The organism is Sphingomonas faeni, assembly GCF_024273235.1.
Classification (GTDB): domain Bacteria; phylum Pseudomonadota; class Alphaproteobacteria; order Sphingomonadales; family Sphingomonadaceae; genus Sphingomonas; species Sphingomonas faeni_A.
Genome location: NZ_JANBVH010000026.1, coordinates 1 through 15716 on the forward strand (window position 1 = coordinate 1; position 15716 = coordinate 15716).

The following is a 15716-nucleotide window of genomic DNA, read 5'->3' on the forward strand; positions in this document are numbered from 1 at the left end:
AAACCGAGTGAAGTATAGAAAGTATAGACGCTGGGAGAGTATTTGCAGGCGCCGTTCGATCGCTCGATGCGGGGAGTTTGCGGTCGGTTTGGAATTGCAGGGTTTGGAAGGGCGGATCGCTCATCGATCGACCGTGGCAGATCGTCGTGATGTAGGACAGCCGGGCCAAGGACTGAGGTATGGTCGGACGTGGCGCCCGTAAATCCTCCCCCGCCAGGGGGAGGTGGCTGGCGCTTGCCAGACGGAGGGGGAGGCACGCGCCAACCGTCGTTTCGTATCCTCCCCCTCCGTCACCTTCGGCGACACCTCCCCCTGGCGGGGGAGGATCGTGCGGTGATGTTTGGTATGGATTACAGCGCGAGGTCGGGGCTGCGGTTGGGCTTTACGCGCATCGCGGCCGGACGCGGTCCAGTCGATACCTGTACCGTGGGCGAGGGGATCGCGAGTTGCAGCGTGTCCGCGGTCGAGGCCCAATGTTCGGCGAGGACGTCGGGGGTCTCGTTGAGCATCACGCCGTAGGTCGGCACGATCTCCCGGATCTTGGCCTGCCACCCGGCGGTGGCGAGGTGGTTCGGGAACACTTTCTTCAGCAGGTTGAGCATGATCGACGGCGCGGTCGAGGCACCCGGCGAAGCGCCCAGCAGCGCGGCGATCGAGCCGTCCTTCGACGCGACGATCTCGGTGCCGAGCCGCAGTACGCCGCCCTTTTCAGGATCGCGCTTGATGATCTGGACGCGCTGGCCCGCCTGCCACAGGCGCCAGTCGCCGTCCTTCGCGCCCGGGAAATACTCGCGCAGGGCATCCATCCGGTCGCTGTCGGACATGATGAGCTGGCCTGCGAGATATTCGACGAGGTCGAAATCGTCCCAGCCGACCGCGAGCATCGGCCGGAAATTGTCGAGCGTGACCGACGCCGGAAGATCGAAATACGAGCCTTCCTTCAGGAACTTGGTCGAGAAGGTCGCGAACGGGCCGAACAGCAGCGCCTGCTTGCCGTCGAGGAAGCGCGTATCGAGATGCGGCACCGACATAGGCGGCGAGCCGACGGCTGCCTTGCCGTAGACCTTGGCGAGATGACGATGCGTGATCTCGGGCTTGTCCGCGACCAGGAACGAGCCGCCGACCGGGAAACCGGCATAATCGTCGGCCTCGGGGATGCCGGACTTTTGCAGGATAGGCAGCGCGCCGCCGCCTGCACCTGCGAACACGAAGCGCGCCTTGATGACCTGCTTCTCGTCGGTCTTCATGTCGCGCGCGGTGACGCGCCAGCGCGCCTTCTTGCCGCCGATCGTCTCGCGTTCGAGTGAGCGGACCTCATGCCCGGTGGTCAGCGTGAAATTGTCCTGCTTGGCGAGCGAGGCGATGTACTGGCGCGTGACTTCGCCCCAGTCGCAATCGGTGCCGAGCGGCGAGCGCGTCGCGGCGAGCTTCGTGCCGGGCGCGCGGCCCTCCATCATCACCGGCACCCATTGTGCGATCTGCTTCGGGTCGGTGGTGAATTCCATGCCCGAGAAGAGCGGGCTCGCCTGGAGCGCGGCATGGCGCTTTTGCAGGAAGGCGACGTTGGCATCGCCCCAGACCAGATTCATGTGCGGCGTCGAATTGATGAACGAGCGTGGATTGCCGAGGATGCCGGAATCGACCTGGTGGCTCAGGAACTGGCGGGTGACCTGGAACTGCTCGTTGATCTCCACCGCCTTGGCGATCTCGACCTTGCCGTCGGCTTTGTTGACCGGCGTGTAGTTCAGCTCGCACAGCGCGGAGTGGCCGGTGCCGGCGTTGTTCCAGCCGTTGGAGCTTTCGTCCGCGACCTTGTCGAGGCGCTCGACCATCTCGATCGTCCAGGTCGGCTCGAGTTCGCGGAGCAGGACGGCGAGTGTGGCGCTCATGATGCCGCCGCCGATCAGCAGGACGTCGACGGTCCGCTCGGTCGTCGCCGCATCGGCGTGTGCGAGCGGGAGCGCCGCTGCACCGCCGGCGACGATCGCCGAGCCGAGCAGGTTGCGGCGGGTCACGCCTGTACGCGATTCTCCGGTACGCGGTTCTGGAGTGCGCGAAGTTGGGGAATTCACCTCGTCGTTAGCGTCAAACCGCATGGTCATGCCTTTTCGTTTCGGCATGGCCCGCTGTCCCGACAAAGGCCGATGACGACGAGAATCCATGACCGGATTATCGGTTTCAGCCACGCGGAAATGACGGGATCGATGCTCGAACTACCGACTGAGCGCGGCCGCTGCTCAAAGTCCTCGTCCCAAGATATCGGGTGTTTGTTGGGACAAGGCCACCGCTCGGGCAGGCGCTTAATCCACCCCGTACATGGCATCCGGACGCTGCGGATGCAAGGTCGCAGCCCGCAACCCCTTGAACGGGGCGCGTTCTGGTTGGCCGTCAGCTAGGGCAGTCAGCTTGGGCCTTCAGCTCGGGTCACGCAGCCGGTTGGCGAGGAACTCGATCAGTGCCTCGACCCGGGCCGGGCGGAGCGGGCTGGGCGGCGTGAGCAGGTGGAGCCCGATCTTCGCGGGCGCCCAATCGTCGAGGATGGTGACCAGCGCGCCCGAGGCGATGTGCCGGTCGACGATGAAGTCGGGCAGGCGCGCGATCCCGAGGCCGGCGATCAACGCGGGTACGATCGCCTCGCCGCTGTTGGCGGTGAGCTGGCCCTGTAGTCGCACCGAGACGTCGGCGCCGCCGGGGCCGTGGAAGCGCCACGGGCCGACGACGTTCGAATAGCCGACCAATTGGTGCTCGCCGAGCTGAGCCGGGTGCGTCGGCGTGCCGTGCTTCGCGAGGTAGCTGGGTGCGGCGACGGTGTGCGCCTGGATGCTGCACAAGCGGCGGGCGCGGAGCGAACTGTCGGGCAGCTCGGCGATCCGCAGCGCGACGTCGAAGCCTTCCGCGACGATGTCGACGCGCGCATCGGAAAGGTGGAAGTCGACCTCGATCCCCGGGTGCGCGACGAGGAACTCGGCGAGGATCGGCGCGACGTTGGTGATGCCGAAGCTCATCGGGGCGGCGAGGCGGACGCGCCCGGTATGCGCGCTGGCGGCGTCGTGCGCGGATTCTTCCGCGGCGCGGGCTTCGGCGAGGATGCGCGCGGCGTGCTCGGCGAGTGGCTTGCCGGCTTCGGTGAGCGCGAGCCGGCGCGAGGTGCGGTGGAAGAGCGACTGGCCGAGATGGGCTTCGAGGCGGGTGATCGCCTTCGACACGGTTGCCTTGCTGAGCCCGACCGCGTCGGCGGCGGCGCTGAACGAGCGGTGCTCGACGACGCTGGCGAAGATCGCCCAGGCTTCGAGATCGGGCAGGCGCATGGGGGACTCCGGATCTTCTCCCCTCCCTGGAAGGGAGGGGCTGGGGTGGGTCGCTATCGAGGGAATGTCGCGTTCGCCAAGCGGCCGACCCACCCCCGACCCCTCCCTTCCAGGGAGGGGGGTAAGATGGCGTACGTTACCAACCGAAACGATCGGTTTCCAGCGTTTCTATTTACGGTGTGATCGTAGCGCTTATCTTGGCTCCAACCAGTGGAGACATCTCATGACGACCACGACCCTTTCCAAAGTTGCCCTTTCCAAAGTTGACCGCCGCCCCTTCGAAAGCCTCGGCCATGCCGATCATGGCTGGCTGAAAGCCCGGCATCATTTCTCGTTCGCGAGTTATTACGATCCCGCCCGGATGGGCTGGGGCGCGATCCGCGTGTGGAACGACGACCAGATCGCCGCGAACTCGGGCTTCCCGCCGCATCCGCATCAGGACATGGAGATCATCACCTATGTCCGCAGCGGCGCGATCACGCACCAGGATTCGCTCGGCAACAAGGGCCGCACCGAGGCGGGCGACGTCCAGGTGATGAGCGCCGGGACCGGGGTTCGGCATGCCGAGTATAACCTGGAGCCGGAGACGACGACGATCTTCCAGATCTGGATCGAGCCTTCGCGCAAGGGTGGTGCGCCGAGTTGGGGTGCCAAGCCGTTTCCAAAGGGCGAGCGCTCCGGCCAGTTCGTGACGCTGGCCAGCGGGTTTGAGGGCGACGTCGATGCATTGCCGATCCGTGCGAATGCGCGGGTGCTGGCGGCGACGCTTAAGGCCGGCGACAGCGTCGACTATGCGATCGACGACGGCCGCCACGTGTATCTGGTGCCGGCGACCGGTGCGATCACGATCGGTGACGAAGCCTTCGGTGCGCGCGACGGAGCGGCGCTGCTGGGCGGCCAGACGGTGACGATTACGGCACAGGATGATGCCGAGATCGTTCTGGTGGACTCGGAGTAAACTTCTTTCCCTTCCCGCTTGCGGGAGGGGGCAGGGGGTGGGCTCGCGCTCACCTCCGGCGTGACCATCGTTGAAGATACGCACTTCGATCCGGCTCGTTTGCCGCAGCCGGGTGCCCACCCCCCAGCCCCCTCCCGCTTGCGGGAGGGGGAGCCCAACAAGGAAACGCCCCCTCCCGCTTGCGGGAGGGGGAGCCAAGAAGGAAACAACCCATGACCAAGGTTCTCGTGCTCTATTACTCGTCCTACGGCCATATCGAGCAGATGGCGGACGCCGTCGCCGAGGGCGCGCGCGCCGGTGGTGCGGAGGTCGATATCCGCCGCGTCGCCGAGACCGCGCCGCAATCGGTCGTCGAGGCCGCGCATTTCAAGACCGACAGCGCGCATGCCGAGATCGAAGGCCCCGCCGCGCTCGAACAGTATGACGCGATCATCGTCGGTGCGCCGACCCGCTTCGGCCGGATGCCCGCGCAGATGGCGCAGTTCTGGGACACGACCGGCGGCCAGTGGTTCTCCGGCGCGCTGATCGGCAAGGTCGGCGGTGCGTTCACCTCGACCGCGAGCCAGCATGGCGGCCAGGAAACCACGTTGTTCTCGATCATCACCAACCTGCTGCATCACGGACTGACGATCGTCGGGCTCGACTATGGCTTCCAGGCGCAGATGGGCGTCGATGCGGTCAAGGGTGGCTCGCCTTACGGCGCGACGACGCTGTCGGACGGCGACGGCAGCCGCCAGCCGAGCAAGGACGAACTCGATGGCGCCCGCTATCAGGGCAAGCGGATCGCCGAGACGGCGGCCAAGCTGAAGGGCTGAACGCCTAGCTTTGGAAGCCCAAGGCTGAACTGAGGCGACGCGGGCGGCAACGTCCGCGTCGTTCTGCTTTCGCCTGATGTCCGCTTGGCCGAACGACTATTGCGCCATGTGCAGCGTGAACCGCGTCATTTCCGACTGAGGACCGAGGCGCAGCGCGAAGCCGGGCCACAAGCCCGTTCCATTGCTGACGTACAAGGTCATGTCGCCGACCGCATAGCGCCCCGAGACGAACCCGGCATTGGCGCGCGCCACCAGCCGGTCGAGACCGGCGATCATACCGCCATGCGTGTGCCCCGACAGTTGCAGCGCGACGCCGCGGTCGGCGGACCGCCCGGCGTTCTTCGGCTGATGATCCAGCAGCAGGATCGGCGCCCCCTCCGGCGCGCCAGCCAGTGCGGCGGCGAGGTCCGGTCCGGCCTGTCCCACCTGTGGCGCGGAGAGATCGGTGACGCCGGCCAGCGTCACCTTGGCGTTGCCGCGGGCCAGGACGGCGTGCGCATTCGGCAGCATCCGGAAGCCCAGACCCTCCAGATGCTGCATCCACGCCGGATACTCGAAGAAATATTCGTGGTTGCCGGGAATGGCATAGACCCCGTCGGGCGCGTGCAGATCGCGAAGGGGGGCGATGTCGTCGCGCCGCATCGCGACCGAGCCGTCGATGAAGTCGCCGGTGACGACCACCAGATCGACCCCGGAGGCGTTGGCCCGGTCGACCACGTGTCGGGTCCACCATGCGGGGAAAAGGCGGCTGATATGCAGGTCGGTGAGTTGCAGGACCCGGTATCCCTCGAACGCCGGCGGCAGGTTGCGGATCGCCACCGCGACGTCCTTGACCGGCGGCACGCGCAACGCGGCGCCGACGCCGATCGCGGCGAGTATCGCGGCCACCCCGCCGATCGCATAGCGCACGCCGTCCGGCACGCCCCCGCTTCCGTCACCACTGGCGCCGCGGAGGACCAGCCGCGTCGCCACCGTCCCGACATCGAGCAGGATTTGCAGGACGGCGAGCAGCAGGATCGCGCCGAACGCCCAGTTGAAGAGGATGACGACGGCGCGCGGCATTTCCGGCGCGAACACCGATCCCGAGGACAGCCGGCTCCAGAAATGAAATTGCGACGCCACCACCAGCAGCACGCCCACGCTGGCCTTCACCCAGAACGGCAACGCCAGCGGCCACAGCCAGCGCACCAGGACGAACAGGCAGGGGGTCGCGAAGATAAGGTGAAAGATCGTCGGTCTCCGTCAATCGTGCGACCGGGCCATAGCCGGTTCCGCGCTGGATATACCGGCTAAACGATGGCGGCATTGTGTCGCGCCGGCAGGCCGCGCGATCCTGGGACGCGTCACGACCAGATCGGCATTGGGCCCAACAGCATGGGGTATGCGCGCGGGCCCGATCGGACAGGACCAGCCGAAAGCGGCGTTGCGATCACTGGGGCTGGGCGCCCTTACCGAGCGGCGCGCCCGTTCTATTATGCCGGTTCTGCCGGTGGCTTGCCGTTCCTCGATATGCACCGGGAGGAACTCTAACCGCCCAAATCCGTTGTGGCGGGGCAGTCGTACCGGCTGACATGTACGGGAGTGAGTTATGATTAAGACATGGATCCTCGGCGCATCGGCGCTTGCGATGACCGCCTTGCCAGTCGCGGCAAATGCCGCACCGGCAGCAGGAGCCTCGGCTCAGTCGCTCTCGCTGTCCCCGTCGGTGCGCGCGGGCACGCCAACGAAGAAGTCGAGCAAGCTTGCTGGTGCCAGCATCGCGCCGATCGTGATCGGCGCTGGCATCCTGGCGGGTGTCACCTACCTCATCATCGACCATGAGGACGATGATTCGGACAGCAACTGAATGACGTACCGGGGTGTCGCGCGTGCGCCACCCCGGTAATTTTCCGAGCCGACGCTGTGGATGGTCGGTCAAGCTAGCTGATCGCAGCGCTTGTCTAATCGCCACCGCGAGCCGCGCCGTCGATGCGACATTGCTCAACGACTGCCACTTCAAGCCAGTCTCCGCCGAGATCATCGGCTTAAATCATATTCTGGAAACTTTGGTGCACCCGACTGGATTCGAACCAGTGGCCTCTGCCTTCGGAGGGCAGCGCTCTATCCAGCTGAGCTACGGGTGCCGGATGGCTCGCCTAGCAAAGCGAAACGGGGTGCGCCAGACGTTTTCGTGTTCACGGTTCCCCGGGTGTCGGATCGGCGAGCGCTGGCGGTGATACCGGCGCTGCCGATTTGCTCTTCGGCGGCGGGGTCTTCGGCTTGTAGGCGCAGAGATCGCTGACGATGCAGCGCCAGCATTCGGGCGTGCGCGCCTTGCAGACGTAACGCCCGTGCAGGATCAGCCAGTGATGCGCGTGCAGGCGGAACGGCTGGGGGGTGGCCTTGTCGAGTTTCAGTTCGACCGCGAGCGGGGTCTTGCCGCGGGCGAGGCCGGTGCGGTTGCCGACGCGGAAGATGTGCGTGTCGACCGCGAACGTCTCCGCGCCGAACGCGACGTTGAGCACCACGTTCGCGGTCTTGCGGCCGACGCCGGGCAGTCGCTCCAGTGCGGCGCGATCATTGGGTACTTCGCCGCCGTAGTCGTCGATCAGCATCTGCGAGAGCGCGATGACGTTCTTCGCCTTGGTGTTGAACAGCCCGATCGTCTTGATGTGGCGCTTCAGTTCGTCGAGCCCGAGCGCGACCATCTTCTCGGGCGTGTCGACCTCGCGGAACAGGGCGCGCGTCGCCTTGTTGACGCCGATGTCGGTGGCTTGCGCGGACAGCGCGACCGCCACGACGAGCGTGTAGGGATTGACGAATTCCAGCTCGGTCTCGGGGTGCGGGTCGGCTTCGGCGAGACGCGCGTAGAACTCGATGACGTCGGCCTTTTTCACCGCGTCACAGTCCGAGCACGTCGCCCATCCGGTAGCGCCCGGCAGGCTGCCCCGCGAGCCAGATCGCCGCCCGCACCGCGCCGCGCGCGAAGATCGAGCGATCGTCGCCGCGGTGGTTGAGCTCGATCCGCTCGCCTTCGCCTGCGAAGATCACGCTGTGGTCGCCGATCACCGAGCCGCCGCGCAACGAGGCAAAACCGATCGTGCCTTCGGTGCGCGCGCCGACCAGGCCGGCGCGGCTGTCGACGCGGAGTTCGGCGAGCGACGATCCGCGACCCTTGGCGGCGGCGTCGCCGAGCAGGAGCGCGGTGCCCGACGGCGCGTCGACCTTGTGCTTGTGGTGCATCTCGACGATCTCGACGTCCCAGTCGGCGCCGAGCCTCGCGGCGGCCTCGCGGACGAGGATGCCGAGCAGGGTCACGCCGAGCGAGGTGTTGCCGGTCTGGAGGATCGCGATGTCGGCCGCTGCGGCGTCGATCATCGACTGGTGCTGCGGCGACAGGCCGGTCGTACCGATCACGATAGCGGTACCAGCGGCGCGCGCGGCGGCGAGATGGGCCTCGACGGCGGAGGGCGTCGAGAAATCGACCAGCACGTTGGCGGTCCGTGCGAGCGGGGCGGGGTCTTCGCCGGCATCGACGCCGCCGGCGAGCGACGCGCCCGCCGCCTCGATCGCATCGACGATCGCGCGGCCCATGCGTCCGGCGCTGCCGTAGATGCCGATCGCGGGCGAACTGGTGGCGGTCGGGGCGGGGTGGGGCGCGAGCGTCTGCATGCGTCGCGCTTTGCACCAAGCGGCGGTGCGGGGACAGGGGGGAGCGGTAGCCTGAGGCAATTTCTCCGCGAAAGACGGCGCTGCCGTTCGCGGTGTACGGACCTCAGCGGCGGGCGATCAGGTCCCGCACGAGGTCGAGGTCGGCTGGCTTGTCGACATCGACCGCCGCGAGGCCGAACGGGGTCGCGACCGCGGCGGCGTCGAGGCCGGCGAGACGTCCCAGATGCGCGAGCGCGGCGACCAGCGTCAGGCGACCGGACATGTACCGGACCAGCGTGCCGATCCCGAGCCGGCGGACGATCCGCCAGGGCCGCTTGCGATCCGCCTCGACCTGCGCCCATAGATCGAGTGCGGCGACCGATCGGGGGGTGGCGAAGTGGAACAGGTTGCAGCCCGACCAGGCGCCATCGGCAAAGCGGAGATAGGTGCGGCGCGTGCCCGGCGCGGCGGCTTCGATCACGTCCTGGCGTGCGAGCAACGCGGCGACGTCGGCGTGCGCGGGGGCATCGGTGAGGAAGCGGGTGATCCATTCGGGCCGGAGCAGCGCGTGATCCGCGGTGGTCACGAGCAGCGGCGTGCCGAGTGCCTCGATGCCGTCGCGGACGCTGTGGCTGGGACCGGAAGCGGCGGTCAGGACGGTGAGGCCGAGCGCGACGGCGGCAGCGCGGACCGCATCGTCGGACACCGAGACCGCGATCCGCGTCGCACCGGCCTCGCGCAACGCCTGGGCGACGCGGGCGAGCAGGGTCTGGCCGTCGAGTTCGATCAGCGCCTTGTGCGAGACGCCGGCATAGGCCGCGACGGGGTCGATGCCGCCGCGCGATCCGGCGAGGATCAGCGCGCTGAAACCTTGGTCAGCAGAGGCGCTCATACCGTCTTGGCTCCGGTGCGCGCGCGCCAGACCCGCCAGAACACGCCGGGGGCCGCGAGGATCGGATGCTTCTCGCGCCACGGGGTCAGCGGCACGGCGACGCCGGTGTGGCGCTCGACCTTCCAGATGCCGTAGCGGGCGGCGCCCTCGAAGGTGAAGGCGGCGCGCACCAGGCGGGCGACGTTGATCGGCTTGCCGGCGCGGCGGCGGCGTGCCCAGGCCTTGAGCAGCACCTCACGTCGTGCCGGCGCCAGGTCGGGTTTCAGCATCCCGGCCTCGTCGCGGAAGGCGATGCCGTCCGCAGTCCAGGCGAGCGGGAGGAGTTCGGCATACCGGCCTGGGTCGAAGCCGAGGATATGCCCCTCGCGGCCTTTGCGTTCGACGCGGAGTTCGGCGGCATAGGTCTGGCGGAACAGCGCGCGCCAATACTCGTCGGCGGTGCCCGTCTCGGGGCCGAGCGCAGCGGCAAAGCGCGCGGCGGACTTGGCCGCGTCGGCGATCGCCTCGGCGACCTGCGTCGCGGTATCCGGATCGCGCACCCAGACCAGCGCGGAGGGTTGTACGAACCGGGTCCAGATCGTCGTGTCGAGCGTCCGCGCCGCCGCCGCCTTGGCAAAGGTCGCTAACCGCATGGTGGCGATCTTCGCGCGCAGCGTCTCGCCGTGCAGGTCGAACTCTCGGTAGCTGACGGTCGGCCACATGCCGCGCTCGGGCGGGCCTGCGGTCAGCACGTAGAAATCGAGCACGCCTTCGGTTTCGCCGGTGCGCAGGTTCGAGCCGTAGAATAGCACCGCCACGGTCCCGGCCGCGCTCTCGGCGAGTATCGCAGAGACGTCGCGGACCGCGGGGATAGTGGGGACGTGCAACTGGCGGCGGACGACGTCGCCGAGCGTTATCACGGGACGACGAAACTGAGCTGGCGCGCTTCGCGGACGGTCAGGTCGCCGCCGGGATAGACTTCGCCGTCGAGGATGAAGCCCGAGTCGATCGACAGGTCGAAGCTCGGCGTATCGATCCGGTGATAGCCCGCGCGATCGAGCCAGGCGGCGGGCGAGCCGGCGACGATCAGCGGCGTCGCGGCGGCGAGCCAGCGCGGCGGCGCATCGACCACCAGCGTCTTCAACCCGGCGCGCGGTACGCCGAACGGACGGATGCCGATCGGCATGCGCTTCAGCGTCGAGGCGAGCAGGATGTAGCGCGCGCGATCGGTGTCGGCATGCTTGCCGGCGGCGTGCACGCCCTCGTCACCGCGCGACTGGAAGCGGATCCGCATCCGGTTGCCGGCGCGCCACGCGCTGTTGGCGCCACCGAACAGCGTCTGCAGGATCGCCCAGCACAGCGCGAGCCCGACCGCGACGCCGTTGAACGCGCCGGCGCGGTGCGTGCGTTGCGCCAGAGCGGTGGCATCGACGAACGCGCCCGCGCCGAACAGGAAGCCGCACAGTTTCGCGCCGCTATCCTTGCGGATCACCTCGACCGGGCTGCGCAGCTTCACGCGACCATGGCGGGCCGCGGTCAGTGCCTGATCGAGCGTCCAGGTATCGGGGATGCCGAGATCGAGCGCGAGCGCGTTGGTCTTGCCCGACGGGACGATTGCGACGCGGGGTGCGGCGCCAGTCCAGACGCGCGCGGCGGCGGTCATCACGTCGCGGATCGTGCCGTCGCCACCGTCGATCACGAGCAGTTCGATGCCGTGACGTGCGAAATCGGTCAGCACCTCGGCCAGCTCGGCCTGGGTGCGCGGCGTGACGGCGAGGACGGTGCCGGACAGGAACGGCTTGGTCGCCTCGACGCTGCTGCGGTTGCGATGGCTCTTCGGGTTGCAGATGATGCCGGTGCGAATCTTCGCGGCTGCCTCGCGCGGGTTCACGCTGGCGCGTTCGGACGCAGCCGAATCGAACATCCCCTCAGGCAGCCACGCGGGCGCGACTGGAGGGGAGAGCGATTGCCTGCCAAAGGCGTCGAAGTTCGAAACAGCATCAGCCACGATATAGAGATACCCGTCACGGCACAGAACCGCTACAAATTTGTGTCAGCAAGATTTCCGTTCCGCGTCAGGCGCAGTCCGGACGCATATTATCGGCGGTACCGCATCTTCATCCGTACGACGGTGCCGGAGGCGGGCAGGGCCGTACGGGCCGATTCGAACGACGGCAGCCCGATCGAGGTCGGCGCGTCATTGGAGAAGCCGAAGCCCTCCTTCGGCATGAACAGCGTCCGGTTGAAATCATGATCGCTATTCTCGTCGTGATATTGCGCGATCGCGTAATAACCGGGCTTGAGCCAGAAACAGGCGCGCGGGTTCGCCGCCGACACGCGCGCGCGCGCCAGCTTCGCGCCCTTCGCCAGGAACCGCTTCTTGTCGTCGGGATAGACCGTGAAGGCGACTTCGCCGACATGGTTGTGCATCGTCGTCGCCTCGAGGATCAGCTTGGCGTTGCCATTGCCCGGCGTGCCCTCGCAGGTCTCGGCGGCGCGCGCCTGGACCGGCGCAAGCGCGGCGGCCGCGCCCAGCGCCATAAGGATTACATGGTTCATCGGCAGACTAAGACCCGAAAATAGTGGCGATAGAGCGGCGCGCAGATGACATTTGCGACGTGAACAGGGCGTTTATCGCCCCCGCCCGGAGCTTGCCGGGGGCTCTATGCAGGCTGCGCTTCGTCCGGCGTGCGGGTCATCCGGGCCGCCGCGAACCCCAGCAGGATCGCCACCGCGACCGATCCGGTGGCGACCGCCGCGGCGATACCCGCCGATCCATAAGCGGGCATCAGCAAGAATGCCGCGACGAACAGCAGGCCGACGCCGACCGCACGGATCGCGAACACCGTGCCGGCGCGGTGCAGTGCGGTCATCACCGTGTCGAGGCTGACCGTGGCGAGGTCGAAGCACCCGGCGGCAGCCAGCCACAACAGCACCGGATAGGCGCCGACGAACGACTTGCCGCCGACCAGCTTCAGGATCGGCTCGCCGACCAGCGCGACGATCGCGAGGATGACGAGCGCCGCCGCCGTGCTGGCCAGCATCGTCCGCACGAGGATGCGGCGGAGGCGCGAGGGCTCGGCGGTGCGGACCGCGCGGACGATCTCGGGGAAGGCGGCGCGCGACAGCATCTGCGACAGTTTCGCGAGCGCCTGTGCCAGCTGAGTCGCCAGCCGGAACGCACCCGCCGCCGCCGGACCGATGGACGCGCCGACCAGCAGCAGAGGGATCTGCTTGCTCGACAGGCCCAGCGTCGCGCTGGCGTTGGTGCTGAGCGAAAAGCGGACGATGCCGGGATTCTCGTCGCGGACCTGCCGCCACGTCCCCCGGCCGCTCGCGAGCAGGCGCAGGTCGCCACTGCGCGCGACCATGATCCAATAGGTCGCGGCGGTGACGATCTCGGCGACCGCCCAGGCGAGCATGAAGCCGCGGATCGTCGGTTCGAAGATCATCGCCGCGCCCGCACCGACGAACCGCATGATCGGCGTCATGCTGTCCGCCACCGCCGACAACGAGAATTTGTCGCGCAGCCGCAGGATACCGAGCGGGGTCGAGCGGATCGTGATCAGCTGCACCACCGCGAACATCAGCGTGTCGCGCATCAGGTCGGGCGGGATGCCGAACCCGTCGCTCCACGCGAACAGGATCGCCACGGTCAGCACGGCACCGACCAGCGCACTGCACAAATCGAGGATCGCCGACAGCCGGAGCAGGCGCGCAAGCCGCGGCGTGTCGCCCTGCTGGATCGGCTCGACGCCGTATTGGACGATGATCTGCCACGTCTGGAAGCCGACAAAGGTCGCCAGCGCCTGTGCCGCACCCGAGATCAGCGCGAACCGGCCGAAGTCGACCACGCCCAGCGTGCGCGTCGCGAACCCGAGATAGAAGAGCGACAGGATCGCCAGCACGCTGCGACTGGCGAGCAGCCAGCCGAGGTTGCGCGCCGCCGCCCGGAATATCCCGGTCGTGCCGGCGCGTGCCGGCGCATCTGCCGGGGCCGGAGAAGGAGCGGGGTCCTGAACCATCTGCGACCGGCCCCTAGAGCGCGACGGCGGGTGCGGCAAGGTTTCGGGGGCCGGCGAGGTGTGAAGAAGGGGCCGGGGCGCCCAAAGGTGACAAAGCGCCGGGCGGCTCCTAGACCGCGCGCGTTCGGGCGGCGGTGCTGCCGTCATGCGAGGGATCGTTCGTCATCTGCGGAATTGCCGGCCTTTATGCGCGAGGTGGCGCTGCGGCCTCGCCCCGCCTCGTGACCGCGCCCCTCATTACGGCGCAGTGCGACGCGATCCTCCACCGCGGGCCCGACGACCAGGGCGTGATGACCGATGGCGATTTCGGGTTCGGCATGCGCCGACTGAGCATCATCGACATCGAGGGTGGCCACCAGCCGTTCCATTCGCCCGACGGCCGCTATGCGCTCGTCTTCAATGGCGAGATCTACAATTTCCGCGAATTGCGGCGTGAATTGCAGGCGCTGGGGCGGGTGTTCGACAGCGCGGGCGATACCGAGGTCATCCTGGCCGGCTACGAACGCTGGGGCGACGACGTCTGGGCGCGGCTCGATGGGATGTTCGCGGTCGCGGTGTGGGATACGCACGCCCGGCGCCTGATCCTCGCGCGCGATCCGATCGGCATCAAGCCGCTATATTATACCGACCAGGCCGCCGGCTTCGCATTCGGCTCCGAACTCAAGACGCTGACGCTGTTGCCCGGCATGGTGTTCGACGTCGACCGCCGTGCGCTCCACGATTATTTCAGCTTCGGCCATGTCCGCACCCCGCGATCGATCTACGCGCAGGTGAGGACGCTGCCGCCGGGTCACGTGATGACCGTCGAGGCGAGCGGACCGCCGACGCTGCGCGCCTATTGGACGCCCGCCTATCGTCCCGCCGAGCCCTTGTCGGAAGCGCAGTGGATCGAGCGGTTCCGCGACGAATGGCTCGACACGATCGGCCAGCAGATGGTCGCGGACGTCGATGTCGGCGCGTTCCTGTCGGGCGGCGTCGATTCGTCCGCGGTGGTCGCGGCGATGGCGCAGGTGTCGGACCGCCCGGTTCGTACCTTCACGATCGGCTTTCCCGACCCGCGTTTCGACGAATCGCCGCACGCCGAGGCGATCGCGCGGCATCTCGGCTGCCACCACGTCACGCGCACGCTGGAGCTCGCGGATGCGCAGGCGATGCTGCCCGAGGTCCAGCATTGTTATGACGAGCCGTTCGCCGATCCGTCCGCAGTGCCGACCTGGTATGTCAGCCAGATCGCCGCGCAGGAGGTGAAGGTCGCGCTGTCGGGCGATGGCGGCGACGAACTGTTCTTCGGGTATAAGCGCCATGCGACCGAGCGGCGGATCGGCGCGCTGCCGGCCCCGTTGCGCCGGCTCGCGCGCGCGCTGGACGCGGTGCCGACCTTGCCGTCGCGCCATGCGAACGCGGTGTTGCAGCGCTGGCGGAAGACCACCGGCAGCGCCGCACTCCCGAACGGCATCGCGCGGTTCTTCGCCAAGACGCAGATCACGAACGAAGCCTTCCGCCGCGAGATATTCTCGGCCGAGTTCATCGCCGAGGAGGAGGGCGGGATCGCCGCGCTGGTCGCGGAATATTTCCCCGATCCCGACGCGATCTCCACCGACACGCTGGAGCAGTTCGGGCTCGCCGACCTCGCGCTCAACCTGCCCGGCGCGATGCTGACCAAGGTCGACCGCGCGAGCATGGCGCATTCGCTCGAAGTGCGCGTGCCGATGCTGGGGCAGGGCATGGTCGACCTCGCGCTGTCGATGCCCGCCGACATGAAGCTGCACGGCAAGGTCGGCAAATACGTGATCCGGCAGGCGATCGCACCGTGGCTGCCGGAGGGGATCCTCGACCGGCGAAAACAGGGCTTCCAGATGCCGCTCGCTGCTTGGTTCGCGGGCGATTTCGGGGCGTATGCGGAGCAGCTCTGGCGCGACAGTGGCGTGCGCGAGCAGGGGATGTGGCGCGCCGGCGCCGTCGACAAGGTGTTCGCCGATCACCGTGCGGGGAAGCGGGATTACAGCCGGTTCCTGTACGCGCTGGCGATCTACTGCCTGTGGTGGATCGGCCGGCCCAAGGCGCTGCACATCCCCTGATCCTCCCCCGCAAGGGGGAGGTGGCTGGCCC

At 67.9% G+C, this 15716-nt stretch carries 14 protein-coding genes and 1 tRNA gene; 4 read left to right on the forward strand and 11 right to left on the reverse strand.

What is annotated here, in order from left to right; all coding sequences use genetic code 11:
- Nucleotides 1-350: 350 nt before the first annotated feature.
- Nucleotides 351-2015 carry a malate dehydrogenase (quinone) gene (gene mqo, locus NLI89_RS14320; RefSeq protein ID WP_254687635.1) on the reverse strand — a complete coding sequence of 555 codons (1665 nt, stop codon included), beginning with the start codon at nucleotides 2013-2015 and terminating at the stop codon, nucleotides 351-353.
- Nucleotides 2016-2414: 399 nt separating this feature from the next.
- Nucleotides 2415-3308 carry a LysR family transcriptional regulator gene (locus tag NLI89_RS14325; protein WP_254687636.1) on the reverse strand — a complete coding sequence of 298 codons (894 nt, stop codon included), beginning with the start codon at nucleotides 3306-3308 and terminating at the stop codon, nucleotides 2415-2417.
- 223 nt (nucleotides 3309-3531) lie between these two features.
- Here NLI89_RS14325 and NLI89_RS14330 point away from each other — a divergent pair, with 223 nt between their 5' ends.
- Together NLI89_RS14330 and wrbA are read left to right on the forward strand one after the other, a co-directional pair.
- Nucleotides 3532-4266 carry a pirin family protein gene (locus NLI89_RS14330; RefSeq protein ID WP_254687637.1) on the forward strand — a complete coding sequence of 245 codons (735 nt, stop codon included), beginning with the start codon at nucleotides 3532-3534 and terminating at the stop codon, nucleotides 4264-4266.
- Between the two features lie 212 nt (nucleotides 4267-4478).
- Complete coding sequence (gene wrbA / locus NLI89_RS14335; RefSeq protein WP_254687638.1) at nucleotides 4479-5081, forward strand: NAD(P)H:quinone oxidoreductase; 603 nt, start codon at nucleotides 4479-4481, stop codon at nucleotides 5079-5081.
- A gap of 96 nt (nucleotides 5082-5177) precedes the next feature.
- Here wrbA and NLI89_RS14340 read toward each other — a convergent pair whose 3' ends face one another.
- Nucleotides 5178-6269 (reverse strand): metallophosphoesterase, encoded by a 1092-nt coding sequence (locus NLI89_RS14340; RefSeq protein WP_254687639.1) that lies wholly within the window; start codon nucleotides 6267-6269, stop codon nucleotides 5178-5180.
- A gap of 400 nt (nucleotides 6270-6669) precedes the next feature.
- Between NLI89_RS14340 and NLI89_RS14345 the strand changes: the two genes are divergently transcribed.
- The gene (locus NLI89_RS14345) at nucleotides 6670-6927 is read left to right on the forward strand and encodes a hypothetical protein (RefSeq protein ID WP_254687640.1); all 258 of its coding nucleotides are present in this window, start codon (nucleotides 6670-6672) and stop codon (nucleotides 6925-6927) included.
- 200 nt (nucleotides 6928-7127) lie between these two features.
- On the opposite strand, the gene NLI89_RS14350 is transcribed toward NLI89_RS14345, so the two are convergent.
- The 8 genes from NLI89_RS14350 to NLI89_RS14385 form a co-directional block, all read right to left on the reverse strand.
- Nucleotides 7128-7204 (reverse strand) — tRNA-Arg (locus NLI89_RS14350).
- 51 nt (nucleotides 7205-7255) lie between these two features.
- Nucleotides 7256-7957, reverse strand: coding sequence for an endonuclease III (nth, locus tag NLI89_RS14355; protein WP_254687641.1), 702 nt, complete (start codon nucleotides 7955-7957; stop codon nucleotides 7256-7258).
- Nucleotides 7958-7961: 4 nt separating this feature from the next.
- Entirely contained in the window at nucleotides 7962-8732 is a 771-nt protein-coding gene (gene dapB, locus NLI89_RS14360; protein ID WP_187502701.1) for a 4-hydroxy-tetrahydrodipicolinate reductase, read from the reverse strand.
- Between the two features lie 103 nt (nucleotides 8733-8835).
- Nucleotides 8836-9603, reverse strand: coding sequence for a nucleotidyltransferase family protein (locus NLI89_RS14365; RefSeq protein WP_254687642.1), 768 nt, complete (start codon nucleotides 9601-9603; stop codon nucleotides 8836-8838).
- On the reverse strand, nucleotides 9600-10502 hold the full coding sequence (locus tag NLI89_RS14370) for a hypothetical protein (protein WP_254687643.1): 903 nt from the start codon (nucleotides 10500-10502) through the stop codon (nucleotides 9600-9602). Before NLI89_RS14370 ends, NLI89_RS14365 begins: the two co-directional genes overlap by 4 nt.
- Nucleotides 10499-11590 (reverse strand): diacylglycerol/lipid kinase family protein, encoded by a 1092-nt coding sequence (locus NLI89_RS14375; RefSeq protein WP_254687644.1) that lies wholly within the window; start codon nucleotides 11588-11590, stop codon nucleotides 10499-10501. The genes NLI89_RS14370 and NLI89_RS14375 overlap by 4 nt, the downstream gene beginning before the upstream one ends.
- Nucleotides 11591-11679: 89 nt before the next feature.
- Entirely contained in the window at nucleotides 11680-12141 is a 462-nt protein-coding gene (locus NLI89_RS14380) for a DUF2141 domain-containing protein (protein WP_254687645.1), read from the reverse strand.
- 104 nt (nucleotides 12142-12245) lie between these two features.
- The gene (locus tag NLI89_RS14385; protein ID WP_254687646.1) at nucleotides 12246-13607 is read right to left on the reverse strand and encodes a lipopolysaccharide biosynthesis protein; all 1362 of its coding nucleotides are present in this window, start codon (nucleotides 13605-13607) and stop codon (nucleotides 12246-12248) included.
- A 134-nt stretch (nucleotides 13608-13741) separates the two neighbouring features.
- On the opposite strand from NLI89_RS14385, the gene asnB reads away from it, so the two are divergent.
- A complete protein-coding gene (asnB, locus tag NLI89_RS14390) occupies nucleotides 13742-15685 on the forward strand; it encodes an asparagine synthase (glutamine-hydrolyzing) (protein WP_368077285.1) in 1944 nt (647 codons plus the stop codon).
- Nucleotides 15686-15716: the final 31 nt, after the last annotated feature.